Below are 25,294 nucleotides of genomic sequence, written 5' to 3' on the forward strand. Positions count from 1 at the left end.
GCAGCGGGCTGCTCACGCTTCGTAGGATCAGCGCGGCTGTACCAATCCGCCCGGCGGGTGCTCCTCGACGTCGTTGAGGATCAGCTCGCGCACCGCGGGACGCGGTCCGTACGGTCGCAGCATGGTGCTGGCCGGCCGTGGCCGCACGTGCTGCGGCCACCAGAACCAGCGCCCGAGCAAGGTGGCCAGCGACGGTGTCATGAACGACCGCACGATCAAGGTGTCGAAGAGCAGACCCAGCGCGATCGTCGTACCCACCTGGGCCATCACCAGCAGCGGGCTGAACATGAACGTGGCCATCGTCGCGGCGAACACCAGACCGGCGGAGGTGACCACGGAGCCCGAACCGGCCATCGCGCGGATCGTCCCAGTCTTGAGCCCGGCGTGGATTTCCTCTTTGAACCGCGATATCAGCAGCAGGTTGTAGTCCGAGCCGACCGCCAGCAGCAGGATGACCGCCATCGCCAGCACCATCCAGTGCAACTTCAAACCCAGGATGTACTGCCATAACAGCACGGAGAGTCCGAACGAGGCGCCCAGCGACAGCAACACCGTGCCGACGATCACGAAGGCCGCCACGACGCTGCGGGTGATCACCAGCATGATGATGAAAATCAGTGTGGCCGCGGCGATTCCGGCGATCAACAGGTCGATGTTGGAGCCGTCGTGCATGTCCTTGTACGTCGCGGCGGTGCCGCCAAGGTAGACCTTGGCGCCCTCCCAGGGTGTGCCCTTGATCGCCTCGTGGACGGCCTGTTTGATCGGTTCGATGTGCCTGATGCCTTCGGGACTCGCCGGGTCGCCTTCGTGGGAGATGATCAATCGGACCGCGCGCCCGTCGGGCGAGATGAAATTTTTGAGACCTCGCGCGAAGTCCGGGCTTTTGAACGCTTCCGGCGGGAGGTAGAACGTGTCGTCGTTCTTCGCCTTGTCGAAGGCATCGCCCTGCGCGGTGGCGTTGTCGGCCTGCGCCTTCGCCTGTTCGTTAAGTCCTTGTGTGATCGCGTAATTCGACATGATGGTGTCGAGGTTGCGCTGCTGGCTCTCGATCTGCGGCGGGATCAGCGCCACCAGCTTGGGCTGGATCCGATCCAGCTTGTCGAGGTTCGCGCTCAGGTTCACGATGTTCTCGGCCACCTGGTCGATGCCGTCGAGCGCGTTGAAGACCGACCGGAGTGCCCAGCAGGCCGGGATGTCGTAACAGTGCTTCTCCCAGTAGAAGTAGCTGCGGATCGGCCGGAGGAAGTCGTCGAAGTTGGCGATGTCGTCGCGCAACCTCTCGGTGATCTGCACGGTTTCCTTGGTGAGCCTGGTGGTTTCGTGCGTGGTGTTGCTCAGATCCTGGGTCACCTGCATCTGCTCGTGCAGCGTCGCCATCGTCTTGTGCAGCTCGTCGGCCTGCTTGAGCAGATTGTTCGCCTGCTCCTCTTGGTAGTGCTGGGTCTGGATCCGCCCCGCGGCTTGCGCGCCCATCTGAAAGCCGAGGGTGCTGTGGTCGAGCGGCGTGCCCAGCGGCCGGGTGATGGTCTGCACCCGGCCGATACCGGGGATGTGGAAGACCGCCTTGGCGACCTTGTCCAGGACCAGGAAATCGGCCGGGTTACGCAGGTCGTGATCGGTCTCGATCATCAACAGCTCAGGATTGAGCCGAGCCTGGTCGAAGTGCCGGTCCGCGGCGGCATAACCGACATTGGCCGGGGTGTCCGCCGGCAGGAAGTGGCGGTTGTCGTAGTCGGTCTTGTAACCGGGCAGGGCGAGCAGACCGACCAACGCGACCGCGATGGTCACCGCGAGAACCGGTGCGGGCCAGCGGACGACCGCGGTGCCCATGCGACGCCAGCCCTGGGTCTGCAGCTTGCGCTTCGGGTCCATGAGCTTGAAGAACGAAGCAACCGTCAGTATTGCCGGAGCCAGCGTCAGAGCCGCCAACACCGCGACCAGCATGCCGACCGCACAAGGCACCCCCAGCGACTGGAAGTACGGCAGCCGGCAAAAGCTCAGGCAGTACATCGCGCCGGCGATGGTCAGGCCCGATCCCAGCACGACATGCGCGGTGCTGTGGAACATGGTGTAGAACGCCTGTTCGCGGGTCTCGCCCAGCCCACGGGCCTCGTGATAGCGACCCACCACGAAGATCGCGTAATCCGTCCCGGCGGCGATCGCCATCAGCACCAGCATGTTGTTGGCAAACGTCGAGAGCCCCATGACCCCGTAGTTACCGAGCGTCGCGACGACACCGCGGGCCGCCGCCAGCTCGATGAACACCATGGCCAGCATGATCACGACGGTGACCACCGACCGGTACACGAAGAGCAGCATCACGATGATCACCAAGAACGTGACGAGCGTGACCTTCGCTACGCCCTTCTCGCCCGCGTGGGACTGATCGGCGAACAGCGGCCCCGCGCCGGTGACGTATGCCTTGATTCCCGGCGGCGCGGGTACCGAGTCCACGATCTTGCGGACGGCCGCGGCGGACTCGTTCGCCTGCCCGCTGCCCATGTTGCCGGCGAGGTAAACCTGGACGTACGCCGCCTTTTGATCGTGGCTCTGGGAACCCGCCGCCGTCAGCGGATCACTCCAGAAATCCTGGACGTGCTGAACGTGTTTCTTGTCTTGCTCGACGCGCCTGACGATCTCGTCGTAGTAGCGGTGCGCTTCGGCCCCGAGTGGCTTGTCGCCCTCCAGCAGGATCATGGCCGAGTTGTCGGAGTTGAACTCTTTGAACGTCGACCCGACCTTCATCATCGACTGGAAGGACGCCGCGTCGGTCGGACTCATCGACACCGAGTGGGTCTTGGCGACGACCTCCAGCTGCGGGGCCACGGTGTTGGTGACGAACACGATGCCCAGCCACACCAGGACGATCGGCAGGGCCAGCTTATGGATCATCCGCGGCAGGAACGGCGGGATCAGCGGCTGATCGACGCGCGGCGGAACCTCGCCCGGCTCGCTCATGCGGACTTGTCCAGGCAATAGACGAAGGCGTTCACGGTTTGGTTGGGATCCGAGCGATTCGGCGTCTTGATGACGTCACCGCTCCCGTCGTGCTTGTTCACCACGAACTGGCAGGCGATCCAACTGCCGTCGCCTTGCGCCACCAGGTTTGCCGGGATGCCGGGCTTCGTTGAACTCAATACTTTGCTCCAGGGCAAGGGCACGTTGAGGGCCTGCTGCGGATGGGAATTTTCGTCGAGGTAGTTGATGGTGGCCGTGCTGCCCGGTGGGCCCCAGACCTGGAGGGTGATGGTCTTGGCGTTGAACTCGTCGAGGACCTCACCCGAGGTGCCACCACCGAACGAACCCTTGTGGACGCCGAAGACGCCGTGCAACCGGTATACGACGAATCCCGACAGCGCGACGACAGCCGCGATTGTGAGCACCAGCCAGAAACGCCCCAAAAACCCCTTTTTCTTGGCGCGCTGCGGAGCGGCCTTTTCGCCCTCCCCGCCGGCGGAGCCCTGCTGCCGCAGCGGCTCGGTCCTTGGCTCAGTCGTCGTCATGGGCGCTCCAAGTCCCTTCCCGTGTTCACCGGTTGAAGATCGCCAAGCCACAGCGTTACCGGCCTCCCTCCCTGGGTTCATGCGGCTTCCGCGATGAGCCCGATGCACGTGGCAGTCAGCAGGCGCGTCAGCGCGGTCGCGAAGTCCAGATTCCACTCCGGCGGAGCCACTTCCGGCTCCTCGGCGTAGACGTCGGTGAGATCCGCCGGCGGGTTCGCGACCTGCCACAGGGTGGCCGCCAGCGAGTACGCGGCCAGCAGGATATCGAGCGACCCCGACCGCCCGAGCTCGGGCAGCGCCCTCTCGATGGCATCGGCGAGCGAGCGCGTGGCGGCGGTGCTGATGCGCCTGACCTCGATGACCCGCTCCGCGTCCACCTCGTGCTCCAGGTGCAGGTGCAGGTTGGCCAGCAGGTCGCAGAACAGCGGATCCTCGGCCAGCGCCTCGGCCAGCGTCCCGGCGATGCGCGACGGCGATTTGGCGCCGGGCTCGGCCAGCTTGTCCGACACGGTGTTCGACCACCGCACCCACCCCTCGGCGGACAGGCGCAGCAGCACTTCCTTGTGCGAGGTGAAGTAGCGGCGCACCGCCGAATAGTGAATTCCGGCGCGGCTCGCGACCGCGGTCAGGGTGACCGACGCGACGCCCGTCTCCATCGCCAGCGAGCGTGCGGCTTCCACGAGGGCCTCCGCACGTTGGCGCTTCTTTTCCTCGGTGCGGGCACGCTGGAATGTCAGTTGCGCCACCGGAAGAGCGTAACGCACGTCGTGTGATTTGTATAACGCACGTTGCGTGATTTGTGCGAGGTCACTCTCGTCGGCGGCGCAAACGGGTAAAGCTGGAACCATGCTCCCGTCGCGTCCTTGGAAATAGCGCGTGCAGACCATCGCCCTCACCGGGTTTCTCGGCGGGCTGATCACCGGCATCTCGCCGTGCATCCTGCCGGTGCTCCCGGTGATCCTGCTGTCCGGTGCGGGCGGTACCCGTGCCGACTCCCGCCGCGTGAGTTCAGTGTCCCGCCCGTATTTGGTGATCGCGGGGCTGGTGTGCAGCTTCAGCCTGGCCACCCTGCTCGGCTCCGCGCTGCTGACGGCGCTGCGCCTGCCGCAGGACGCGATCCGGTGGGCCGCGCTGGTGGTGTTGACCCTCATCGGCCTGGGACTGATCTTCCCGCCGGTGCAGCACCTGATCGAACGGCCGTTCGCCTACCTCCCGCAGCGCCAAATCGGCGCCAACGCAGACGGTTTCGGCCTCGGTCTGACGTTGGGCGCGCTCTACGTGCCGTGCGCCGGTCCGGTGCTCGCGGCGATCGTGGTCGCCGGCGGAACCTCGTCGATCGGTCCCGGCGCGCTGGTGTTGACCGCGACCTTCGCCCTCGGAAACGCCGTGCCGCTGTTGGCCTTCGCGCTGGCCGGGCGTCGCGTCGCCGAGCGCGTCGCCGCGTTCCGCCGACGGCAGCGCGCGATTCAGATCGCCGGCGGGATCGCGATGATCGTGCTGGCCGTGGCGCTGGTGTTCAACCTGCCGGCGATGCTGCAGCGGGCCGTTCCCGACTACACGACCGCGATGCAGAACAAGCTGGGCGCCAACAACATCGGGCACAGCCTGAACCCCACCCCCGCGCAGCAGCCCAACCGCGGCACCGGGCTGGCGCTGAGCCCGCCCAGCGTCACCGTCGAGGGGGCGCTCAGCGACTGCTCCAGCGGTTCGGACGAGCTGCAACAGTGCGGGCCCGCGCCCGCCCTGACCGGCGTCACCGGGTGGCTCAACACCCCGGACGGCAAGCCGCTGGACCCCGCCGAGGTGCGCGGCAAGGTCGTGTTGATCGACTTCTGGGCCTACTCGTGCATCAACTGCCAACGCGCGATCCCACACGTAATCGATTGGTACAACAGGTATCACGACACCGGATTCGTCGTCATCGGGGTGCACACGCCGGAGTACGCGTTCGAGCGGGTCCCCGAGAATGTGGCCAGCGGCGCCGCCGACCTGCACATCCCCTACCCCATCGCCCTGGACAACGACTACGCGACGTGGAACAACTTCCACAACCTCTACTGGCCGGCCGAATACCTGATCGACGCGAACGGACAAGTGCGGCACACGAAGTTCGGGGAGGGCGACTACGACGGCACCGAAAAACTGATCCGCCAACTGCTCGCGGGCGCCCACCCCGGCGCGCCGCTGCCCGCGCCGACGAGTTCGGCCGACACCACCCCGCAGACCCGGCTCACGCCCGAAACCTACCTCGGTGTCGAAAGGTCCGGAAACTACGGCGGCACCGGCGATTACACGTCGGGCACCGTCACGCTGAGCTTTCCGCCGACCCTGGCCGACGACAAGTACGCCCTGCGCGGGCGCTGGACCCTGGACGATCAGGGCGCCACCGCCGAGGGCGACGACGCCACCGTCCGGCTGAACTACACCGCGAAGGACGTCTACGCCGTGGTCGGCGGCACCGGCACGCTCACCGTGACCCGGGACGGCACGACCACCACCACACCGATCGGCGGGGCGCCCACGTTGCACCGGATCGTCGCCGACGACTCCGCGCACCGCGACCAGCTGGACATGCGGGTCAGCAAGGGCCTGCAGGTCTTCTCGTTCACGTTCGGGTAGCGGGGCGGCTCACGACTTCTTCCACAGACTGCCGACCATCGCGACGACCACGCCGAATCCCACCAGGGCGGCGCCGGCCAGCAGCGTGACGTTAAGCCATTGGTGCACACCGGCTTCGGCGTGTCCGACCATCGCCTCGGCGACGCGCCGGATGTCGCCGGTGGTGCGGTTGAGCGCCTTGTCGACGTAGCGGCCGGCGACCTCGAGGCCGGCCCACCCGGCCGCGCCGACGAGCAGGGCGGACACCCCCAAGCTGCTGAGCGCCTTGCCGCGCCGGCGCGCGGCGGCCAGCGTGAGCAGCGCGCAGACCCCGCACAACGCCGCCGCCCCCACGCTCACCCACGGTCCCCAGGTGGACAGCCGGCTCAGCCGCCCCTGACGCATCGCTTGTGGCATCGAAACCGTCAGCGGGACAGCCAGTTTCGCGGGAACAGTCACGTTGTAACGGTTGAGCAGCGGCCGGATCGAGTCGTCGCCCAGCATCGGGGCGACGTCGACCGCCCACTGATCGCCGTTCTCGCCGCTCCCCGGGTCACCGAACAGCCAGCCGTGCGCCGCGCGGTTGGCCTGGGCGAACAGCGGCGGGAAGGCCGGCCCGGCGGTGAAAGCGCTGGCGGCATCGTGCACCTCGGAGCTGTCGACGGGATAACGGCCCCCGCCGTGTTCGGCGATGAGAGCCATTGCCCGCGTGGTCAGTTCGGCCGCCATGGCGGACTGCAGCTCCGGGTCGGCCACCGCCCCGCGCGCCAGCGCGGCGTAGCCGTCGGCGTCGACGACGTGCACCTGCGTCCACGCCGCGGGGATGGCCACCGCCAGCGCCAGCGTGGTGATGAGCCACAACAGCACGCTCGCCGCGAATCGCACGCCTGCGAATCTACGCAATCCCCCGCACGTACGCGGCCTGCCCGAGGTGCTGGGCGCAGTCGTCGATGATGCTGACCAACCGGGCGCTGGCCGTCACCGGCGGATCCCAGTTGGTGTCCACCACGCGGGCCAGCTCCTCGCCGGTGATGCCGCCGAGGTATTCGAGGGTGAGCTCGTGCACCGCGTGGTAGTAGCCGGACAGCAGGTCCGCGGGCGCCTTCACCTTGGCCACGTCGTCGGGCGAATGCCCGTAGCCCATGTCGCCCTGTGGCAGGTCCAGTCCGAACCGGTCCACCCACCCGTCGCGCAGCCAGACCTGCTCGACCCCGGCCACGTCGGCCAGCTGGAGGTCCTGCACCCGCGCGCTGTGCCAGAGCAGCCACGCGATGCTGTTGGCGTCCGGGGTCGGCCGATAGGACGACACCTCCTCGGTCAATCCCTCGGTGATCTCGTCGACGTGTTCGATCAACCGGGTGAAGGCGTCGCGCAGGAGATCTTGGATTACGGCGGCATCGTCGGTGCGGGCCATACTCGCGACACTACGGGAGCGCGCCGTGGAAGACAGCCTCGACGTTGTTGCCGTCGGGATCGCGCACGAACGCGCCGAAGTAGCCGGGGTGGTATTCTGGCCACAGCCGCGGCGCGTGCAGCGGCTCGGCGCCCAACTCCACGGCCACCCGGTAAAACTCGCGCACCGCGTCCTCGTCGGGGGCCTCGAACGCCAGGTGAACCTCGCGATTGGGTCCGGCCAGCGCGCCGGAGATCCAGAAGGTCGGCTTGCCCCCGCGGCCATACCCGATGGCGGGGCCCACATCCAGCTGCCGGGAGAAGCCCAGCGTCTCCAGCACCGCGTCGTAGAACCGCTGGGACTTTGCGTAGTCGGCGCAGTTGATGCCCACGTGGTCGATCACGGAGAAGATCCTGGCACGAGCCGCCGCCACGGTCGTAGATTGTTTGGATGACTTACGACCTCATCATCCGCAACGGCACCATCGTCGACGGGCTGGGGGGCGAGCCGTACGTCGGTGACGTGGCGGTGGCCGACAACGTCATCAAGGCGGTCGGCGACGTGAACGGCGCCGCGGCGAACCGCGAGATCGACGCCACCGGGCTGTTGGTCACGCCCGGCTTCGTCGACCTGCACACCCACTACGACGGCCAGTCCATCTGGTCGGAGCGGCTGACGCCGTCGTCGGCGCACGGGGTGACGACGGTGGTGATGGGCAACTGCGGGGTCGGCTTCGCGCCGTGCCGCCAGTCCGACCACGACGTCCTCGTCGACGTGATGGCCGGCGTCGAAGACATCCCGGGTGTCGTGATGACCGACGGCCTGCCGTGGACGTGGGAAACCTTCCCCGAATACATGGACGCCCTCGATGCGGGCAAGCGTGACATCGATGTGGCCGCGTACCTGCCGCACTCGCCGCTGCGCGTGTACGTGATGGGGCAGCGCGGCGCCGACCGCGAGCCGGCCACCGAGGACGACCTGGCGAAGATGCGGGCGCTGGCCAAGGAGGCGATCGAGGCCGGCGCGCTGGGCTTCGCCTCGTCGCGGTTGACCATCCACAAGACCGAAAGTGGTTCGCCCATACCGAGTTACGACGCAGCCCGCGAGGAGATCGAGCAGATCGCCCGCGGCGTCGTGGACGGCGGCGGCGGCCTGCTGCAGTTCGTCCCCGACATCCCGGCCGGCGGCTACCAGCCCGTGCTGCAGACGGTGTTCGACGTCGCCGAGGACGTCGGGCTGCCGCTGACCTTCACCCTCGTCGTCGCCAATTCGGGCGACCCCTCGTGGCCCGACGCCATCACCATGATCGAGAAGGCCAACGCCGCCGGCGGGGACATCACCGCGCAGTTGCTGCCGCGGCCCATCGGGTTGATCATCGGGCTACAACTGTCGGCGAACCCGTTCGTGCTCTACCCCAGCTACCGCGAGATCGCGCACCTGCCGCTGGCCGAGCGGGTCGCCGAGATGCGCAAGCCCGAGGTCCGCGCCCGCATCCTGGCCGACAAGCCGGGGCAGGGCCACCCGATCCTGTACGTCGCCCAAATGTGGGACTGGATCTACCCGCTGGGCGAGGACCCCGACTACGAGCCCGACCCGTCGACCAGCATCGGCGCCCGCGCCCGCGCCAAGGGTGTGGAGCCGATGGAGGAGGCCTACGACAGGCTGCTCGACGACGACGGCAAAGCCATGCTGCTGGTCGCGACCAGCAACCTGCAGGGCAACTCGCTGGACACCGTCGGGGAGCTGCTGCACCGCGACGACGTGGTGCTGGGCCTCGGCGACGGCGGCGCGCACTACGGCATGATCTGCGACGCGAGCTACTCGACGTACTTCCTGACGCACTGGGCGCGGGACCGCAAGGCCGGACGGTTCACGGTGCCCGAGGCGGTTCGCGAGCTCACCTCGGTGCCGGCGCGCATCGCCGGGCTGAGCGATCGCGGCCGTATCGCCGTGGGCTACAAGGCCGATCTCAACGTCATCGACCACGCCGCCCTGCGCCTGCACAAGCCGGTCATCACCTACGACCTGCCCGCCGGCGGGCGGCGCCTGGACCAGACGGCGGACGGGTATGTCGCCACGATCGTGTCCGGGGAAATCATCGCTGAACACGGCGTCCCCACCGCCGCCCGTCCGGGCAAGTTGGTGCGGGGCCGTCAGCCCGCTCCGGCGCCCTTGCAATAACGCCACCAAAAGTGGCATATACCAGCTAAGTTGGGTCCCGTGACGAACCCGCATTTTGCGTGGTTGCCGCCGGAAGTCAACTCGGCACTAATTTTCTCCGGTCCTGGTCCCGGGCCGCTGCTTGCTGCCGCGGCGGCGTGGGACGGGCTCGCCGGGGAGTTGGCGTCGTCGGCGTCGTCCTTTTCTTCGGTGACGTCGGATCTGGCCAGCGGGTCGTGGCAGGGCGCGTCGTCGGCGGCCATGATGACGGTCGCCAGCCAATACGTGAGTTGGCTGTCCGCGGCGGCCGCGCAGGCGGAAGAGGTGTCCCACCAGGCCTCGGCCATCGCGACCGCGTTCGAGGTGGCGCTGGCGGCCACGGTGCAGCCCGCGGTGGTGGCGGCCAACCGGGCCCTGGTGCGGGCGTTGGCGGCCAACAATCATCTGGGCCAGAACACCCCGGCGATCGCCGACATCGAGGCGGCCTACGACCAGATGTGGGCCTCGGACGTGGCGGCGATGTTCGGGTATCACGCCGACGCGTCGGCGGCCGTGGCGAAGTTGCCGCCCTGGAACGAGGTCCTGCAAAACCTCGGGTTCTCCAACACCACCACCGCGGTCACGCGGCCCGCCAGTTCTGGCGCCGTCGCCCGCGGCTACACCTCGCGCATCGCCGGGTTCCTCACGCCCCCGGCGCCGCAGTAGCGCGGGGCCGCATCGGTTCGCGCCTATCCTGGAAAATCATGCGCAGCAAGAAGAAGGTCGATTTCGCGGCGCTCGCCGACGCGCTCGTCGATTACCCGTACGCGTACCTGATCACCGTCGACGACGAATACCGCTCACACACCGTGACGGTCGAACCCGAGTTGCGCGGACAGACCCTCGAGGTCGGTCTCATCGGCGGCCGCACGCAGCAGAACCTGGCCCGGCGCCGCGACGTCACCCTGCTGTGGCCCCCGGCCGAACCGGGCGGCTACTCGCTGATCGTCGACGGCGCGGCCGAGGTGTCGCCCGAAGGCGGCGCCGGTGACGCGGTGCGGCTCACGGTGACGCCCACCCGCGCGCTGCTGCACCGCGACGCCGACTCCCCCGATGCGGCGAGGGGCTGCCTGCACGACTGTGTGGTGTTCTCGCTGCCGGCCTAGCGGCGATCGCAAGCGCGGCCGCGGCGCAGCGGGTCGCCATGGCCTATCAGCCGGGCGCAGCGGGTCGCCGCCATCGGCCTAGGGCCGTACAGTCTCATCCGTGAGCCGCATCGCGCCCCTCGCCCCGCCGTGGAGCGAAGAGGATGCCGCCGGCATCAACAGCTGGGGCCACCCGGACCGCACCTACGAGCCGCTGCTGTTGGTGCGTTGCCTGCAGCGCCATCCGGCGCTGGCCTCCCGGCTGCGCAAGCTCGGCGAATCCCTTTACACCGCAGCGCTTTTGCCGCCCCGGACGCGGACCATCGCCATCCTTCGCATCTGCGCGCTGCTGCGCTGCGCTTACGAGTGGGGCGGGCAGGCCGCCTTCTGGGGTCCGATCGCCCGGGTCAGCGACGACGAGTGCGACGCGCTGGTCTTGGCCGGCGCCGATGACCCGCGGTGGGGCCCGGCCGAGCGGACGCTGATCGCGGCGGTCGACGAGTGCGAGCGCACGGGTTCGTGGTCGGAGGCGACATGGGAAGCGCTCGGCGACTTTCTTGACGACGAGCAGCGCATCGAATTGCTCACGGCCGTCGGTTGGTACCGCACGATCTGCACGCTGTGCAACGCGCTCGCGCTTCCGGTGGAGGGCTGGATGCGGCCCTGGCCGGGCTCAGCCGGCTGACCGGTCCCTGCGCAGGCTCGGATGCTGATTCTTCAACAGCGGCAGCAGCACTCGTCGCGGCATGAACTGGAACAGGCGGGTGCTGATCTGGCTGGGCAGGCCGGGGATCACGGTTGGGCGGTCGCGGTCGAGCGCGTCGACCCCGGCGCGCGCCACCTCACGCGAGGGCTTCCACATGAACTTCGGGAACGCGTCGGCGAAGTCGCGCTCGTCCATGCCGGCGCTCTTCACGAACTCGGTGCGCACCGGGCCGGGACACAGCAGCGCGACGGTGACGCCGGTGCCGGCGAGTTCACCGCGCAGCCCTTGGGTGTAGTTGTTGACGAACGCCTTGGTGGCCGCGTACCCGGCCTGCCCGGGGAAGGGTTGGTAGCCGGCGGTTGAGCCGACGTTGAGGATCGCGCCGCGGCCGCGCGGCACCATCCGCTGGACCGCGCGGGTGCTCAGATCGATGACGGCCTCGACGTTGACCCGCACCTGCGCGATCTCGTCGGCCACGGGAATTTTCGTCACCGAGCCCATGGTGCCGATGCCGGCGTTGTTGACCAGGATGTCGACCGTCAGGCCGCGGCGCTCGACCTCGTCGAACAGGCCGGCGCGGGCGGCGGAATCCGCGACGTCGCAGGCGATCACCTCGACGCGTACCCGGCCGGCGAGTTCGTCGGCCAGATCCCGCAGCCGGTCTTCGCGGCGGGCGACGAGCATCACGCCGTGGCCACGGTCGGCCAACTCGCGGGCGATGTCGGCGCCGATGCCCGACGACGCGCCCGTCACGACGGCGGTGCTGGTGGGTGAGGGAGCGGGAAGCGCCACGCGCTTAAACGTACAAGGCCGGCCAGGCGCCTCGAGTGTGAAGTCAGGGCGCCGGGTGTGAAGCCTGGGCTTCGCGGGTGAAGCCAGGGCGGAAAAATCACGAAAATCCCGCCCTACGCTCACACTCAAAGCCGCGAACTCACACTCGATGCCGCGGCGCGCCGGCCTACCCGCCGAACGTGCAGCGGGCCGCACGCTCGGCGTAGAAGTCGGCACGAAAAAACCCGGCCCCCAAGGGGAACCGGGTTTTCTCGTGCTCAGACTCTTAGAAGTCCATGCCGCCCATGCCACCGGTCGGGTCGCCGACGGGAGCGGCGGCCTTCTCCGGCTTGTCAGCGACGACGGCCTCGGTGGTCAGGAACAGGCCCGCGATCGACGCGGCGTTCTGCAGCGCCGAACGGGTCACCTTCACCGGGTCGGCGACGCCGGCCTTGAGCAGGTCCTCGTACTCACCGGTGGCGGCGTTCAGGCCGGTACCGGCGGGCGAGTTGCGGACCTTCTCGGCCACCACGCCGGGCTCCAGACCACCGTTGAAGGCGATCTGCTTCAGCGGAGCCTCGAGCGCGACGCGGACGATGTTGGCGCCGGTCGCCTCGTCACCGGTGAGCTTCAGCTCGTCCAGCGACGGGGTGGCGTGCAGCAGGGCCACGCCACCACCGGCGACGATGCCCTCCTCCACGGCCGCCTTGGCGTTGCGCACGGCGTCCTCGATGCGGTGCTTGCGCTCCTTGAGCTCGACCTCGGTCGCGGCCCCGGCCTTGATCACCGCAACACCGCCGGCCAGCTTGGCCAGGCGCTCCTGCAGCTTCTCGCGGTCGTAGTCGGAGTCGCTGTTCTCGATCTCGCTGCGGATCTGGGCCACCCGGCCGGCGATGGCGTCGGAGTCACCGGCGCCCTCGACGATGGTGGTCTCGTCCTTGGTGACGACGACCTTGCGGGCCTTACCCAGCAGGGCGACGTCGGCGCTCTCCAGCGACAGGCCGACCTCTTCGCTGATGACCTGACCACCGGTGAGGATGGCCATGTCCTGCAGCATCGCCTTGCGGCGGTCACCGAAGCCGGGGGCCTTGACGGCCACCGACTTGAAGGTGCCGCGGATCTTGTTGACGACCAGGGTGCTCAGAGCCTCACCCTCGACGTCCTCGGCGATGATCAGCAGCGGCTTACCGGCCTGGATGACCTTCTCCAGCAGCGGCAGCAGGTCCTTGACCGTCGACACCTTGGAGCTGACCAGCAGGATGAAGGGGTCCTCGAGGACGGCTTCCTGACGCTCGGCGTCGGTGACGAAGTAGCCCGAGATGTAGCCCTTGTCGAACCGCATGCCCTCGGTGAGCTCCAGCTGCAGGCCGAAGGTGTTGGACTCCTCGACGGTGATGACGCCCTCGTTGCCGACCTTGTCCATCGCCTCGGCGATCAGGTCACCGATCGACTGGTCGCCCGCCGAAATCGCCGCGGTGGCAGCGATCTGGTCCTTGGTCTCGACCTCCTTGGCCGACTTGAGCAGGGTCTCGGTGACCTTCTCGACGGCCTTCTCGATGCCGCGCTTGAGACCCAGCGGGTTGGCGCCGGCGGCGACGTTACGCAGGCCCTCGCGGACCAACGCCTGAGCCAGCACCGTGGCCGTCGTCGTGCCGTCACCGGCGACGTCGTCGGTCTTCTTGGCGACTTCCTTGACCAGCTCGGCGCCGATCTTTTCGTACGGGTCCTCCAGCTCGATCTCCTTGGCGATGGACACACCATCGTTGGTGATCGTGGGGGCACCCCACTTCTTCTCCAGGACGACGTTGCGACCCTTGGGGCCCAACGTCACCTTTACCGCGTCGGCGAGGGCGTTGAGCCCCCGCTCGAGGCCACGGCGGGCCTCTTCGTCATACGCAATTGTCTTGGCCATTGCGAAGTGATTCCTCCGGATTGGGGATGACACGTTCTGGCCGGGTGCAGTGCCCGCGACGGACGACCGGGCTGTCGTTGGACCTGGTCTCACCGTCCCGACCTAGCACTCACTGGTCGCGAGTGCCAAGTCATTCTTAGCACTCGCCTATGCCGAGTGCAAGAAGTAGTGGGGCTCAGGGCAGGTCGAGCAGCTGCTCGTAGAACCCGCCGAAGCCGCGCGGCCGGTCGACCAGATGGATCTCGAGGATCCAGTGGCAGATGCGCCCGCGCGGGTCGGTGCGGCGCATCGGCTTGTCCGAGCCGGGCATGATGTACCACTCGATGCCGGGGCCGGCGATCTTCTTGTGCGGGAACTCCCCCACCAGGTGCCCGGCGATCCGGCTGGCCCACTCGAAGCCCTCCGCGTGCGCCACCCCGACGACGAAGTCGAACAGCTCGGCGCCGGTGACGTCGGGATGGCCGGCGAAGTAGTCGCGGCCGGCCTGCCACGCCCGGGGCAGCGCGTCGCGGACGGCCTTCTTGTGTGGGTCGTCGCCCAACAGGAAGGTCCGGCCGAAGTCGGCCTCCCACTCCTCGAAGATCGGCCCCAGATCCAGGAAGACGATGTCGTCGTCGACGATCAGCCGGTCCGGCGGGCGCTCGTGGAACGGTTGCAGCGTGTTCTCCCCGGCGCGCACGATCCGCCGATGCCAGTGCCGGGTCACGCCGAACATCTCGCCGGCCAGGTCGTGAATCTCATCGGAGAGCTCCTTCTCCCCGACCCCGGGCCGAATCATGGCCCGCCGCTCGATCTCGTCGAACAGTTGCGCCGCTTTGCGTTCGGCGTCCAGCAGCCGTTCCACGCGCAGTTCCTCCGCGGCCTCCATCCACGCGATGTTATGCGCACACTGGAGCCATGTCCCTCGTCGTGCCGCCCTACCCGCCGGCCCGCTACACCGCCGAAGAGCCGGAGATCAGCGCTTGGCTCAAGCGGGCCGACCAGCCCCCGGACTACGAGACCTCCGGCGTCAAATACCACTATTTGGCCAACCAACAGGACACCGCCGGCGACTACGGCCTCTATCGGGTCGACATCGCCCCGGCCGGCGGCGGTCCCCCGGCCCACTTCCACCGGGCCATGTCGGAGGCCTTCTTCGTGCTCTCCGGGACGATGAAGCTCTACGACGGCACCGAGTGGGCCGACGGGCACCAGGGCGATTTCCTCTATGTCCCGCCGGGCGGCGTCCACGGCTTCCGCAACGAGGCCGACGAGCCGGCGTCGATCCTGATGCTGTTCGCGCCGGGCGCCCCCCGCGAGGCCTACTTCGAAGGCTTCGCGGCGCTGGCCGACATGACCGACGAGGAACGCCGGGAGTGGTTCGTCCGCCACGACAACTACTGGGTCTGACCGCCCAGGTCGCCGTCGACGTAGCGCTGCAGGTTTGGGGCGATCGCGGCGATGGCCTCGTCGTCGGTCATCGAGGCGACGGGCTCGATCTTCCACACGTAGCGCATCAGCGCGAACCCCATCATCTGTGAGGAGATGAGGCCGCTGCGGATCAAGCGGTCCCGGTCGTCGCTGCCGAGCCCCGAGACCCCCATCAGGCTGCCCTCGACCACGCGACGGAGTTTGTCGCGGGTGGCGGGGTCGTGCGCCGCGGTCTGCAGGATGGCCCGCAGCGTCGGCCCGATCTCATCGTCGGCCCAGCTGGCCAGCAGCAGCTGCAGCAGTGCGGCGCCGAGCCGCTCGACCGGGGTGGCCCACACCTCGGCGACGCGGTCCAGCCACTGCTGGGGCGGGTTGGTCGCGGCGTCGAGCAGCCCTTCCTTCGACCCGAAGTAGTGGTAGACCAGCGCCGGGTCGACGTCGGCCCGCCGCGCGACCGCCCGGATCGTGGTGCCGGCCCAGCCGTGCACGGCGAATTCGTCGCGCGCCGCCGCGGCGATGCGCGCGGCGAGCACCCCCCGTTCGTCCCGGGGTCCAGGGGTCCCGGGCGTCGTCGCAGTCTTCGCCACGAGTTTCATCGTAGCGTGAATTTCTCCTTGCGTTGAAACTAATTTCACCGTAGCGTGAGACTAGTCTCAACGGTCCGTGAAAATCTCGAGGGAGCGGCCCCATGTACACCTACGACATCGACGCCGCGGCCATGTTCGACGACCGCACCGACCAGTTCGCGAAGTTCGGCGTTCCACTCGAGGACATTGAGCGGGTCCGCTCGGCCGTCGACGACATGTGGGCCGACGCGCCGGGCGGCTGGGTCTACGAATGGTCGCGGGTGGCAAGGGATTACGCCGAGCGCGGGGACCATCGGATGGCGTCCCTGGTGTACGGGTGCGCCAAGTTCCCCTGCCTGACGGACGCCGCCCGGGTCAAGGCGCTGCAGCACCAGCTCGAGCAATTTCAGTTGGCGGCCAACGGCTTTCCGGTGCACTTCGAGCGCCGCATCGTCGCCGTCGGGTACCGCGGCGGATCGGTCGAGGTGCCGGTGCACCTGTATTCGGCCGACGGCCGATACTCGGACCGGGCGGTGCTGATCGCCAGCGGCGGTGTGGACACCTGGAAGATGGACATCCACCCGTGGTGGGTCGCATTCACCCAGGGCGCGGGCGTGACCACGCTGGCCTTCGACCATCCCGGCACCGGCGAGACGGACATCCCGCTCGATGAACACGCCGACGAGGTGATCCGCGGCCTGGTGGGCTACGCCCGGACGCTGGGCGACGGCCGGGTCGCACACTTCGGCGCGTCATTCGGCGGGAACTTCGCCGCGATGTCCGGGCTGACCGGAATCGTCGACGCCGCAATCGAACTCGGTGGCCCGGTGGTCGACGCGTTCGCCGCCGAGAACATCGCAAAGCTGCCCTACGGCATGCGCGACATCGTGGGCAACGCCATGCACTGGGATCATTCCCCCACCCTCGAGGAGCTCAGCGCCGGCCTCGGCCGGCTCAACCGACGGGATCTGCTTGCCCGGCAAGGCAATTCGGAAATGTTGGTGATCAATGGCGCCGACGACTACTTCGTCCCGCAGTCCGACACGCTCGTCTTCCAGGGCCGGCCCGACACCGAGGTGCACCTCATCGAGGGCACCGGCCATGTCGCCATGAGCAAGGCGCCCGAGGTGGTGCCGCGGGTCATCGCCTGGCTGCGCGCGCAGATGACAACCGAGCGATGACGCGCCCGGCAACATCCGGCCGGGGTGAGTATGTTTTGGGCCATGGCTTCCAACGACAAAGAAACCCGCGCCTGGTCGGAGAGTGACGTCCCGGATCAGAGCGGGCGCGTCGTCGTCATCACCGGCGCGAACACCGGCATCGGGTATGAGGCGGCCGCCGTGCTGGCCCACCGCGGCGCCCACGTCGTGCTCGCGGTGCGCAACCTCGAGAAGGGCAACGCGGCGCTGTCGCGCATCGTCGCCGCCGGGGGGCAAGGGTCCCGAGAAGTAGACGTCACCCTGCAGCAGCTGGATCTGACCTCGCTGGACGCGGTCCGGTCGGCCGCCGACGCGCTGCGCGCGGCCTACCCGCGCATCGACCTGCTGATCAACAACGCCGGGGTGATGTGGACGCCCAAGCAGGTCACCGCGGACGGATTCGAATTGCAGTTCGGCACCAACCATCTGGGCCACTTCGCGCTGACCGGGTTGCTGCTCGACCACCTGCTCCCCGTGCGGGATTCGCGGGTGGTGACCATCAGCAGCCTCGGCCACCGGCTGCGCGCCGCGATCCACTTCGACGACCTGCAATGGGAACACCGGTACGACCGGATCGCCGCCTACGGGCAATCCAAGCTGGCCAACCTCCTGTTCACCTACGAGCTGCAGCGCCGGCTGGCGGCCACGCCCGACGCGAAGACCATCGCCGTGGCCGCGCACCCCGGCGGCTCCAACACCGAGCTGACCCGCAACCTGCCGGCGATCTTCCGGCCCGCCGCCGCGGCGCTGGGCCCGGTGCTGTTCCAGAGTGCGGCCATGGGTGCGCTGCCGACGTTGCGGGCCGCCACCGATCCGGACGTCCAGGGCGGGCAGTACTTCGGCCCGGACGGATTCCTCGAGCAGCGTGGCCACCCGAAGCTCGTCAAGTCCAGCGCCCAGTCCCACGACGCGGAACTGCAACGCCGGCTGTGGGCCGTCTCCGAAGAGCTTACCGGCGTCCGCTTCCCGGTCTGACGCGCGGATAATGGCCCCGATGCGATCAGTCGCGGAACATCAGCGCGTCGTCACCGATTTGATTCGTCCGCGGCCGCCGGTTTCGGTCGCGCTGACCGACGCCCAGGGCATGGTGCTGGCCGAGGACGTCATCGCCCAGCTGGCGCTGCCGGTCTTCGACAACTCCGCGATGGACGGCTACGCGGTGCGCGCCGAGGACACGGCGTCCGCGACGCCGGAAAACCCGGTGGTGTTGCCGGTCGCCGAGGACATTCCGGCCGGGCGCACCGACGAGCTGACGCTGCAACCCGGTACGGCGCACCGGATCATGACGGGCGCCCCGCTGCCGGCGGGGGCGACGGCGATCGTTCCGGTCGAGGCCACCGACGGCGGGGTGGACGTCGTGTCGATCCGCGAGCCCCGCGAGGCCGGCAAGCACATCCGGCGCGCGGGTGAGGACGTCGCTCCCGGCACCACCGTGTTGCGCCGGGGCCAGGTGGTGACGCCGGCGGTGCTCGGCTTGGCCGCCGCGCTGGGGATCGCCGAGTTGCCGGTGATCCCGCGCCAGCGGGTGCTGGTGATCTCGACCGGATCGGAGCTAGTGACCCCGGGCGTCCCGCTGCGGCCGGGGCAGATCTACGAGTCCAACTCGATCATGCTGGCCGGGGCGGTCCGGGATGCGGGCGCCGATCTGGTCGCCGTCGCGACCGCGGAAGACGATGTGGCCCAATTCAGTTCGATCATCGACCGGTACGCGGCGGACTCCGATTTGATCATCACCAGCGGCGGTGTCAGCGCCGGCGCCTACGAGGTGGTCAAGGATGCCTTCGGGCGCGAGGGCGATCAGGGCGTGGAATTCGTCAAGGTGGCGATGCAGCCCGGGATGCCGCAGGGCGTGGGCCGGGTGGCGGGCGCGACGATCGTCACGCTGCCCGGCAACCCGGTCAGCGCGCTGGTGTCCTTCGAGGTGTTCATCCGGCCGGCGTTGCGCACGGCGATGGGCCTGCCCGACCCGGAACGCCCGCACCGGTCCGCCGTCCTCGCCGAGTCGCTGACCTCGCCGCGGGGCAAGCGGCAGTTCCGGCGCGCGGTGCTCAGCGAGGACGCGAGCTCGGTCACCAGCTACGGGCCGCCGGCCTCGCACCACCTGCGCTGGCTGGCGTCGGCGAACGGGCTGCTCGACATCCCCGAAGACGTTGTCGAGGTGCCCGAGGGAACGCGGCTGCAGGTCTGGGATCTGCGCTAGCCCGGCGACGATGCAGCCCGCGTAGCGGGGTGAGGAGGAGTCGGGCAATCAGACCCAGCTGTACTGACCAGGGACGTTGGTGACTTAGCCCGCGGGCGTGGCCACGTCCCGGTGGAATTCGTCGGCCTTGTCGAAGGCCGGGTTGTAGCGGATCGCGATGCCGACGATCGCCATCATCACCGGGATGGTGGCCAGCGCCGCCGACAGCCCCACCCAGCCGGACAGGTGACCGATCAGCGGCGGGCCGAGCAGGTAGCCCAGCCAGCCCGTCGCCGCCACGATGGCGATCGCCGATCCCGCTTCGCTCGCGCCGTAGGCCGCGCTGAACGCGGTGGGCACCAGCAGCGCCACGCCGATTCCCAGTGCGGCGAAACCTAGCACGCCGACGGCCGCGTTGGCGGTCGCCAGCGTCACGCTCATGCCCACCACGGCCACCACCGCCAGGGCCGGCAGCAGCCTGCGACTGGGCACCCGCGCGTGCAGCCGGGGCGCTCCGAACCGGGTGATCACCATCGTCAGCGTGTAGGCCGCGTAACTCAACGCCGAGACGCTCGGGCCGGCGCCCACGACGTTGCGCAGGTAGTTGGCCGACCAGTCGGTCGCCGCGCCCTCGCACAGGAACGACGCGAACGAGACCGCGGCCAGGATCGCCACCGTCGGCGTCATCCAGGCCCGCCGGCCTTGGGGGGTGGGTCCCGACGGCGCGTCGGAGTCATCTGCCGCATCGGGGATCAGGCGACGGGTGAGCGTTCCCACCACGATCAGCACGACCGCCCCGAGGACCGTCAGCTGGGCGGTCAGCCCGATGCCCGCGCCGACGCACGCCGCGCCGATGACGGCCCCCACCAGCGTCCCGACGCTCCACATGCCGTGGAACCGCGCCATGATCGGCGCCCGGGCGGCCCGCTCGACGGTCGCGGCCTGGGTGTTCATCGCGACGTCCAGCGCGCCCTGGAACGTCCCCCACAACGCCAGCGCGCCGAACAGGGCGGCCCCGGATTTGGCCAGCCCCACCGTCGTCCCCGCGACCGCATAGCCGGCGACCATGACCGGGATCAGGCGGTGGCTGCCCCAGCGCCGCAGCGCCCAGTGGCTTGCCAGCGTGGCCACCACCGATCCCAGCGGGGCGCCGAACAGCGCCGTTCCCAACGCCGCGTCGGAGAGGCCCAGCTCGTCCTTGACCCGCGGAATGTGGGCGGCCCACGACGAAAACACCAGACCGTGGGCGATGAATGCGGCGGTGACACCGCGTTTCGCCCGACGCACCGGTGTCGCCCGCCGATCAGCACTGTGCGGTTGCATGTCGAAGGTCAACGTTCCCTCTGCGGGCATCCACGAATCAACCGCGGGCTCCGTAAGATGGCCGCGTGGCACGACGCCCCCGCACTATCGGCCCCACGGCTTCGGACCCGGGCTTCAGCCCCCAACACGCGCTGGAGCTGGTGCGCTCCGCCGTCCCGCCGGTGCACCCGGCCGGGCGCCCGTTCATCGGCGCCGGGCTGGTGCTGGCCCTGGCCGGCCGCCGTCACCGCTGGGTGCGACGGGCGGGCCTGCTGGCCGCGGGGGCCTGCGCGGGGTTCTTCCGGCATCCCCCACGGGTGCCGCCCACCCGACCCGGGGCCGTCGTCGCCCCCGCCGACGGCGAGATCTGCGTGATCGACTTCGCCACCCCGCCCGCCGAATTGAGCATGGGCGACGCGGCGCTGCCGCGGGTCAGCATCTTCCTGTCACTGCTGGACGCCCATGTGCAGCGCGCACCGGTCAGCGGCGAGGTGATCGCCGTGCAGCACCGGCCGGGCCGCTTCGGGTCGGCCGACCTGGCCGCCGCCAGCACCGAGAACGAGCGGACCAGCCTGGTCATCCGCACCCCGGGCGGTGCCGACGTGGTCGCGGTTCAGGTCGCGGGGCTGCTGGCGCGGCGGATCATCTGCGACGCGCACGTCGGGGACAAGCTGTCGATCGGCGACACCTACGGGCTGATCCGGTTCGGCTCCCGGCTCGATACCTACCTGCCGGCCGGCTGCGAACCGCTGGTGAAAGTCGGCCAGCGCGCGATCGCCGGCGAGACCGTGCTGGCCGAGCTGCCATGATCAGCAAGCCGCGCGGCCGGGCGGTCAACCTGCAGATCCTGCCCAGCGCGATGACGGTGCTCTCGGTGTGCGCGGGATTGACCTCGATCCGGTTCGCCCTCGAACACCAGCCCAAGGCCGCGATGGCGTTGATCGCGGCGGCGGCCATCCTCGACGGTCTGGACGGGCGGGTGGCGCGCATCCTGGACGCCCAGTCGCGGATGGGCGAGGAGATCGACTCACTGGCCGACGCGGTGAACTTCGGCGTGACCCCGGCGATCGTGCTCTATGTGACGCTGCTGACCAACTCTCCGGCGGGCTGGGTCGTGATCCTGCTCTACGCCGTCTGCGTCGTGTTGCGGCTGGCGCGGTTCAACGCGTTGCAGGACGACGGCAGCCAACCCGCCTACACGCACGAATTCTTCGTCGGCATGCCCGCGCCGGCAGGGGCGATCTCGATGATCGGCCTGATCGGGCTCAAGCTGCAGTTCGGTGACGGCTGGTGGACCTCGCCGCTGTTCCTGTGCATCTGGATCACGGGGACCTCGATCCTGATGGTCAGCAAGATCCCGATGCGCAAGATGCACGCGGTCGCGGTGCCGCCGAGTTGGGCCGCCCCGCTGCTGGCGATCCTGGCGATCTGCGCGGCCGCGGCGGTGCTGGCGCCCTACGTTTTGATCTGGGTGATCATCATCGCCTACCTGTGCCACGTGCCGTTCGCCATCCGCAACCAGCGCTGGCTGGCCGCCCACCCCGAGGCGTGGGACGACGAACCCAAGCAGCGTCGCGCCACCCGCCGCGCGATCCGCCGGGCGCAGCCCAACCGTCGATCGGTCGCGCGGCTGGGCCTGCGAAAGCCGGGCAGGCGGGTGCCGTGACGGCCGGCGGCTCCGGCGACGATGCGGGCCGCTCCGGGCCGCTGAGGAGCGGAGCCATCAATCCCGCGTCCCGTCAGCTCACTTTGACGGCTCGGCTGAACACCTCGGCCGTCGACTCCCGCCGCGGCGTCGTCCGGTTGCATCCGAGCGCGGTTGCCGCACTGGGGATTCGTGAGTGGGACGCGGTGTCGCTGATCGGGTCGCGGACCACGGCGGCGGTCGCGGGCCTGGCCGGCCCGGGCACGCCGGTCGGCACCGTGTTGCTCGACGACGTGACGCTGTCCAACGCGGGACTGCGGGAGGGGTCCGCGGTGGTCGTCGGCGCGGTCACGGTCTACGGCGCGCGGTCGGTGACGTTGTCCGGCTCGACGCTGGCCAGCCAGTCGATCACGCCGGACACGCTGCGCCAGGCCCTGCTCGGCAAGGTGGTCATGGTGGGCGACGCCGTGTCGCTGCTGCCCCGCGACCTGGGACCCGGCACGTCCACCTCGGCCGCCACCCGGGCGCTGGCCACGGCCGTGGGCATCAGCTGGACCTCGGAGCTGTTGACCGTCACGGGTGTCGACCCCGTGGGGCCGGTCAGCGTGCAGCCCAACTCGCTCGTCACCTGGGGCACCGGCGATGTCGCGTCCGGCGCGATGACGTCGTCGCGGGTATCGGTCGAAGTCGCCCGGCCGGAGATGGTCGTCGAGGAGCTCAAGGGCACCCAGCCGCAGGCCGCCAAGCTCGTCGAATGGCTCAAGCTTGCGCTCGACGAACCGCACCTGCTCAAGACCCTGGGCGCCGGCACCAACCTCGGGGTGCTGGTGTCCGGCCCGGCCGGGGTGGGCAAGGTGACGCTGGTCCGCGCGGTCTGCGGCGATCGCCGGCTGGTCACGCTGGACGGCCCGGAGGTCGGCGCGCTGGCCGCCGAAGACCGGCTCAAGGCGGTGGCCTCGGCGGTGCAGACGGTGCGCGACGGCGGTGGCGTGCTGCTGATCACTGACGTCGACGCCCTGCTGCCGGCCGCCGCCGACCCGGTGGCCTCGCTGATCCTGGGCGAGCTGCGCACCGCGGTGGCCAGCGACGGCGTCGCCCTGATCGCCACCTCCGCGCGACCCGACCAACTCGACGCCCGCCTGCGGGCCCCCGACCTGTGTGACCGCGAGCTGGGCCTGCCGCTGCCCGACGCCGCCACCCGCAAAGCGCTGCTGGAATCGCTGCTCAAAAACGTCCCCGCCGGCGGCCTGGATCTCGACGAGATCGCCTCACGCACACCGGGTTTCGTCGTCGCCGACCTGGCCGCGCTGGTGCGCGAGGCGGCGCTGCGCGCGGCGTCGCGGGCCAGTGCCGACGGCCGGCCCCCCGAGCTCAGCCAGGAGGACCTGATCGGCGCGCTGAGCGTCATCAGGCCGCTGTCCCGCTCGGCCAGTGAAGAAGTCAGCGTCGGCGACATCACCCTCGACGACGTCGGCGACATGGCCGAGGCCCGCCAAGCGCTGACCGAGGCCGTGTTGTGGCCGCTGCAGCATCCCGACACCTTCGCCCGGCTCGGCGTCGACCCGCCGCGCGGCGTGCTGCTGTACGGCCCGCCCGGCTGCGGCAAGACCTTCGTCGTGCGCGCGCTGGCCAGCACCGGGCAGCTGTCCGTGCACGCGGTCAAGGGCTCCGAGCTGATGGACAAGTGGGTGGGCAGTTCGGAAAAGGCTGTGCGCGAACTGTTTCGGCGCGCCCGGGACTCGGCGCCCTCGCTGGTCTTCCTCGACGAGGTCGACGCGCTGGCGCCGCGGCGCGGGCAGAGCTTCGACTCGGGCGTCACCGACCGGGTGGTGGCCGCGCTGCTGACCGAGCTCGACGGCGTCGATCCGCTGCGCGACGTCGTCGTCCTGGGCGCCACCAACCGCCCGGATCTCATCGACCCCGCGCTGCTGCGTCCCGGCCGGCTGGAGCGGCTGGTCTTCGTCGAACCCCCCGATGCCGCCGCCCGCCGCGACATCCTGCGCACCGCGGGCAAATCGGTTCCGCTGAGCGCCGATGTCGACCTCGACGAGGTGGCCGCCGGGCTCGACGGCTACAGCGCCGCCGACTGCGTGGCGCTGCTGCGGGAGGCCGCCCTCACGGCCATGCGCCGATCCCTCGATGCCACCGACGTGACGGCCGCCGATCTCGCGGCGGCGCGCGAAACCGTCCGCCCCTCACTGGATCCCGCGCAGGTCGAGTCCCTACGGGCGTTCGCCAAAGCTGTTTAGCACGGCCAACGCCGAGGCGGCGACGTCCTTTTCGAGCCAGGACGGCATCGGATCGTCGTGGGCGTGGCGGCGCACCACCGCGTAGGGCAGGTCGGCGACCGCCCGCGCGACGGCGTCGACGGAGCGCGGCCTGGCGTTCCCGTACAGCTGCCGCGCCAACACCGCGATCCGCTCGGTCAGCGGGGCGTTCATCGCGGTGAGCGTCTGCCGGAATGCCGCGTCGGGCTCCTCGTCGAGCAGGTCGCCCGGGCGGATCGTCAACAACAGCCGGGCGTCCTCGGGCAGGGCGCGCGCGAAGCCGACGGCCGCCACCGCCATCGCCACGGCCGTGTCCGCCGGCGTGTCCCCCTCGGCGGCCAGCGCCCGCGCCTGAAAGCGTTCCAGCGCCCGCAGCCACGCCGCCGTCAGGACGCCGTCGCGGTTGCCGAACCGGTGATACAGCGTGCCCGCCGGCGCTCCACTGGTTTTCGCGATGGCGGCGACGCTGGCCGCGCGCGGTCCGCCGTCGAGCACCAGCGCCCGGGCGGCGTCGAGGATCACATCGGTTTCATGCTTCCGCGGAGGCGCCATGATCTAG

The 25,294-nt window shown here is 69.5% G+C and carries 23 protein-coding genes and 1 pseudogene; 12 read left to right on the plus strand and 12 right to left on the minus strand.

The window, feature by feature from the left end; all coding sequences use genetic code 11:
- Window positions 1-27: 27 nt before the first annotated feature.
- The 3 genes from W7S_RS22985 to W7S_RS22995 all read right to left on the minus strand — a co-directional run bounded on the left by W7S_RS22985 (window position 28) and on the right by W7S_RS22995 (window position 4,267).
- Entirely contained in the window at window positions 28-2,958 is a 2,931-nt protein-coding gene (locus W7S_RS22985) for an RND family transporter (RefSeq protein WP_014712443.1), read from the minus strand.
- On the minus strand, window positions 2,955-3,503 hold the full coding sequence (locus W7S_RS22990; RefSeq protein ID WP_014712444.1) for an MmpS family transport accessory protein: 549 nt from the start codon (window positions 3,501-3,503) through the stop codon (window positions 2,955-2,957). Before W7S_RS22990 ends, W7S_RS22985 begins: the two co-directional genes overlap by 4 nt.
- 77 nt (window positions 3,504-3,580) lie before the next feature.
- Window positions 3,581-4,267, minus strand: coding sequence for a TetR family transcriptional regulator (locus tag W7S_RS22995; RefSeq protein ID WP_085976461.1), 687 nt, complete (start codon window positions 4,265-4,267; stop codon window positions 3,581-3,583).
- Between the two features lie 112 nt (window positions 4,268-4,379).
- On the opposite strand from W7S_RS22995, the gene W7S_RS23000 reads away from it, so the two are divergent.
- Window positions 4,380-6,122 (plus strand): cytochrome c biogenesis protein DipZ, encoded by a 1,743-nt coding sequence (locus W7S_RS23000; protein WP_014712446.1) that lies wholly within the window; start codon window positions 4,380-4,382, stop codon window positions 6,120-6,122.
- Window positions 6,123-6,131: 9 nt separating this feature from the next.
- Here W7S_RS23000 and W7S_RS23005 read toward each other — a convergent pair whose 3' ends face one another.
- The 3 genes from W7S_RS23005 to W7S_RS23015 are packed head-to-tail and all read right to left on the minus strand — an operon-like array spanning window position 6,132 to window position 7,897.
- Window positions 6,132-6,986: a hypothetical protein gene (locus W7S_RS23005; RefSeq protein ID WP_014712447.1), complete on the minus strand. Its 855-nt coding sequence runs from the start codon at window positions 6,984-6,986 to the stop codon at window positions 6,132-6,134.
- A 10-nt stretch (window positions 6,987-6,996) separates the two neighbouring features.
- The gene (locus tag W7S_RS23010) at window positions 6,997-7,515 is read right to left on the minus strand and encodes a mycothiol transferase (RefSeq protein WP_014712448.1); all 519 of its coding nucleotides are present in this window, start codon (window positions 7,513-7,515) and stop codon (window positions 6,997-6,999) included.
- Between the two features lie 10 nt (window positions 7,516-7,525).
- The gene (locus tag W7S_RS23015) at window positions 7,526-7,897 is read right to left on the minus strand and encodes a VOC family protein (RefSeq protein WP_014712449.1); all 372 of its coding nucleotides are present in this window, start codon (window positions 7,895-7,897) and stop codon (window positions 7,526-7,528) included.
- Between the two features lie 47 nt (window positions 7,898-7,944).
- Between W7S_RS23015 and W7S_RS23020 the strand changes: the two genes are divergently transcribed.
- The 4 genes and pseudogenes from W7S_RS23020 to W7S_RS23035 all read left to right on the plus strand — a co-directional run bounded on the left by W7S_RS23020 (window position 7,945) and on the right by W7S_RS23035 (window position 11,463).
- Entirely contained in the window at window positions 7,945-9,675 is a 1,731-nt protein-coding gene (locus W7S_RS23020; RefSeq protein WP_014712450.1) for an amidohydrolase family protein, read from the plus strand.
- 39 nt (window positions 9,676-9,714) lie between these two features.
- Window positions 9,715-10,335: pseudogene (locus W7S_RS23025) on the plus strand (PPE family protein); the annotation flags it as partial.
- 62 nt (window positions 10,336-10,397) lie between these two features.
- Window positions 10,398-10,799: a hypothetical protein gene (locus W7S_RS23030; RefSeq protein ID WP_008261307.1), complete on the plus strand. Its 402-nt coding sequence runs from the start codon at window positions 10,398-10,400 to the stop codon at window positions 10,797-10,799.
- 100 nt (window positions 10,800-10,899) lie between these two features.
- Window positions 10,900-11,463 (plus strand): carboxymuconolactone decarboxylase family protein, encoded by a 564-nt coding sequence (locus W7S_RS23035; protein WP_008261309.1) that lies wholly within the window; start codon window positions 10,900-10,902, stop codon window positions 11,461-11,463.
- Here the strand turns inward: W7S_RS23035 and W7S_RS23040 are convergent.
- The 3 genes from W7S_RS23040 to W7S_RS23050 all read right to left on the minus strand — a co-directional run bounded on the left by W7S_RS23040 (window position 11,452) and on the right by W7S_RS23050 (window position 15,035).
- Window positions 11,452-12,276 carry an SDR family oxidoreductase gene (locus W7S_RS23040; protein ID WP_008261311.1) on the minus strand — a complete coding sequence of 275 codons (825 nt, stop codon included), beginning with the start codon at window positions 12,274-12,276 and terminating at the stop codon, window positions 11,452-11,454. The genes W7S_RS23035 and W7S_RS23040 overlap by 12 nt on opposite strands.
- Window positions 12,277-12,541: 265 nt before the next feature.
- Window positions 12,542-14,167 (minus strand): chaperonin GroEL, encoded by a 1,626-nt coding sequence (gene groL / locus W7S_RS23045; RefSeq protein ID WP_008261313.1) that lies wholly within the window; start codon window positions 14,165-14,167, stop codon window positions 12,542-12,544.
- A 175-nt stretch (window positions 14,168-14,342) separates the two neighbouring features.
- On the minus strand, window positions 14,343-15,035 hold the full coding sequence (locus tag W7S_RS23050; RefSeq protein ID WP_008261315.1) for a M24 family metallopeptidase: 693 nt from the start codon (window positions 15,033-15,035) through the stop codon (window positions 14,343-14,345).
- Between the two features lie 29 nt (window positions 15,036-15,064).
- Between W7S_RS23050 and W7S_RS23055 the strand changes: the two genes are divergently transcribed.
- Entirely contained in the window at window positions 15,065-15,556 is a 492-nt protein-coding gene (locus W7S_RS23055) for a cupin domain-containing protein (RefSeq protein ID WP_008261318.1), read from the plus strand.
- Here the strand turns inward: W7S_RS23055 and W7S_RS23060 are convergent.
- Window positions 15,544-16,110, minus strand: a complete 567-nt coding sequence (locus W7S_RS23060) for a TetR family transcriptional regulator (protein ID WP_008261321.1) — start codon at window positions 16,108-16,110, stop codon at window positions 15,544-15,546. The genes W7S_RS23055 and W7S_RS23060 overlap by 13 nt on opposite strands.
- A 155-nt stretch (window positions 16,111-16,265) precedes the next feature.
- Between W7S_RS23060 and W7S_RS23065 the strand changes: the two genes are divergently transcribed.
- Genes W7S_RS23065 through glp form a run of 3 tightly spaced genes read left to right on the plus strand, consistent with a single transcriptional unit; the run spans window position 16,266 to window position 19,542 of the window.
- On the plus strand, window positions 16,266-17,324 hold the full coding sequence (locus W7S_RS23065) for an alpha/beta fold hydrolase (protein ID WP_008261322.1): 1,059 nt from the start codon (window positions 16,266-16,268) through the stop codon (window positions 17,322-17,324).
- A 42-nt stretch (window positions 17,325-17,366) separates the two neighbouring features.
- Entirely contained in the window at window positions 17,367-18,317 is a 951-nt protein-coding gene (locus W7S_RS23070) for an SDR family NAD(P)-dependent oxidoreductase (RefSeq protein WP_008261325.1), read from the plus strand.
- Window positions 18,318-18,336: 19 nt separating this feature from the next.
- Window positions 18,337-19,542: a gephyrin-like molybdotransferase Glp gene (gene glp, locus W7S_RS23075; RefSeq protein ID WP_008261332.1), complete on the plus strand. Its 1,206-nt coding sequence runs from the start codon at window positions 18,337-18,339 to the stop codon at window positions 19,540-19,542.
- 84 nt (window positions 19,543-19,626) lie between these two features.
- Here glp and W7S_RS23080 read toward each other — a convergent pair whose 3' ends face one another.
- Window positions 19,627-20,874, minus strand: coding sequence for an MFS transporter (locus W7S_RS23080; RefSeq protein ID WP_008261334.1), 1,248 nt, complete (start codon window positions 20,872-20,874; stop codon window positions 19,627-19,629).
- A 35-nt stretch (window positions 20,875-20,909) separates the two neighbouring features.
- On the opposite strand from W7S_RS23080, the gene W7S_RS23085 reads away from it, so the two are divergent.
- Genes W7S_RS23085 through W7S_RS23095 form a run of 3 tightly spaced genes read left to right on the plus strand, consistent with a single transcriptional unit; the run spans window position 20,910 to window position 24,717 of the window.
- Window positions 20,910-21,632 carry a phosphatidylserine decarboxylase gene (locus W7S_RS23085; RefSeq protein WP_008261336.1) on the plus strand — a complete coding sequence of 241 codons (723 nt, stop codon included), beginning with the start codon at window positions 20,910-20,912 and terminating at the stop codon, window positions 21,630-21,632.
- Complete coding sequence (gene pssA / locus W7S_RS23090) at window positions 21,629-22,489, plus strand: CDP-diacylglycerol--serine O-phosphatidyltransferase (protein WP_008261338.1); 861 nt, start codon at window positions 21,629-21,631, stop codon at window positions 22,487-22,489. The genes W7S_RS23085 and pssA overlap by 4 nt, the downstream gene beginning before the upstream one ends.
- Window positions 22,490-22,545: 56 nt before the next feature.
- Window positions 22,546-24,717, plus strand: a complete 2,172-nt coding sequence (locus tag W7S_RS23095; protein ID WP_036429626.1) for an AAA family ATPase — start codon at window positions 22,546-22,548, stop codon at window positions 24,715-24,717.
- Here the strand turns inward: W7S_RS23095 and W7S_RS23100 are convergent.
- Entirely contained in the window at window positions 24,691-25,287 is a 597-nt protein-coding gene (locus W7S_RS23100) for a TetR/AcrR family transcriptional regulator (protein WP_008261342.1), read from the minus strand. The two genes, W7S_RS23095 and W7S_RS23100, sit on opposite strands and share 27 nt — an antisense overlap.
- Window positions 25,288-25,294: the final 7 nt, after the last annotated feature.

This window comes from Mycobacterium sp. MOTT36Y (genome assembly GCF_000262165.1).
In the GTDB taxonomy this organism is placed as follows: Bacteria; Actinomycetota; Actinomycetes; order Mycobacteriales; family Mycobacteriaceae; genus Mycobacterium; species Mycobacterium intracellulare.

Bases quoted from the DNA above. Each gene is read 5' to 3' on its own strand.
- W7S_RS22985 (WP_014712443.1), bottom strand. From the start codon at position 2,958: ATGAGCGAGCCGGGCGAGGTTCCGCCGCGCGTCGATCAGCCGCTGATC.
- W7S_RS22990 (WP_014712444.1), bottom strand. From the start codon at position 3,503: ATGACGACGACTGAGCCAAGGACCGAGCCGCTGCGGCAGCAGGGCTCC.
- W7S_RS23010 (WP_014712448.1), bottom strand. From the start codon at position 7,515: ATGGCCCGCACCGACGATGCCGCCGTAATCCAAGATCTCCTGCGCGAC.
- W7S_RS23020 (WP_014712450.1), top strand. From the start codon at position 7,945: ATGACTTACGACCTCATCATCCGCAACGGCACCATCGTCGACGGGCTG.
- W7S_RS23030 (WP_008261307.1), top strand. From the start codon at position 10,398: ATGCGCAGCAAGAAGAAGGTCGATTTCGCGGCGCTCGCCGACGCGCTC.
- groL (WP_008261313.1), bottom strand. From the start codon at position 14,167: ATGGCCAAGACAATTGCGTATGACGAAGAGGCCCGCCGTGGCCTCGAG.
- W7S_RS23050 (WP_008261315.1), bottom strand. From the start codon at position 15,035: ATGGAGGCCGCGGAGGAACTGCGCGTGGAACGGCTGCTGGACGCCGAA.
- W7S_RS23055 (WP_008261318.1), top strand. From the start codon at position 15,065: ATGTCCCTCGTCGTGCCGCCCTACCCGCCGGCCCGCTACACCGCCGAA.
- W7S_RS23065 (WP_008261322.1), top strand. From the start codon at position 16,266: ATGTACACCTACGACATCGACGCCGCGGCCATGTTCGACGACCGCACC.
- W7S_RS23070 (WP_008261325.1), top strand. From the start codon at position 17,367: ATGGCTTCCAACGACAAAGAAACCCGCGCCTGGTCGGAGAGTGACGTC.
- glp (WP_008261332.1), top strand. From the start codon at position 18,337: ATGCGATCAGTCGCGGAACATCAGCGCGTCGTCACCGATTTGATTCGT.
- W7S_RS23080 (WP_008261334.1), bottom strand. From the start codon at position 20,874: ATGCCCGCAGAGGGAACGTTGACCTTCGACATGCAACCGCACAGTGCT.
- pssA (WP_008261338.1), top strand. From the start codon at position 21,629: ATGATCAGCAAGCCGCGCGGCCGGGCGGTCAACCTGCAGATCCTGCCC.
- W7S_RS23100 (WP_008261342.1), bottom strand. From the start codon at position 25,287: ATGGCGCCTCCGCGGAAGCATGAAACCGATGTGATCCTCGACGCCGCC.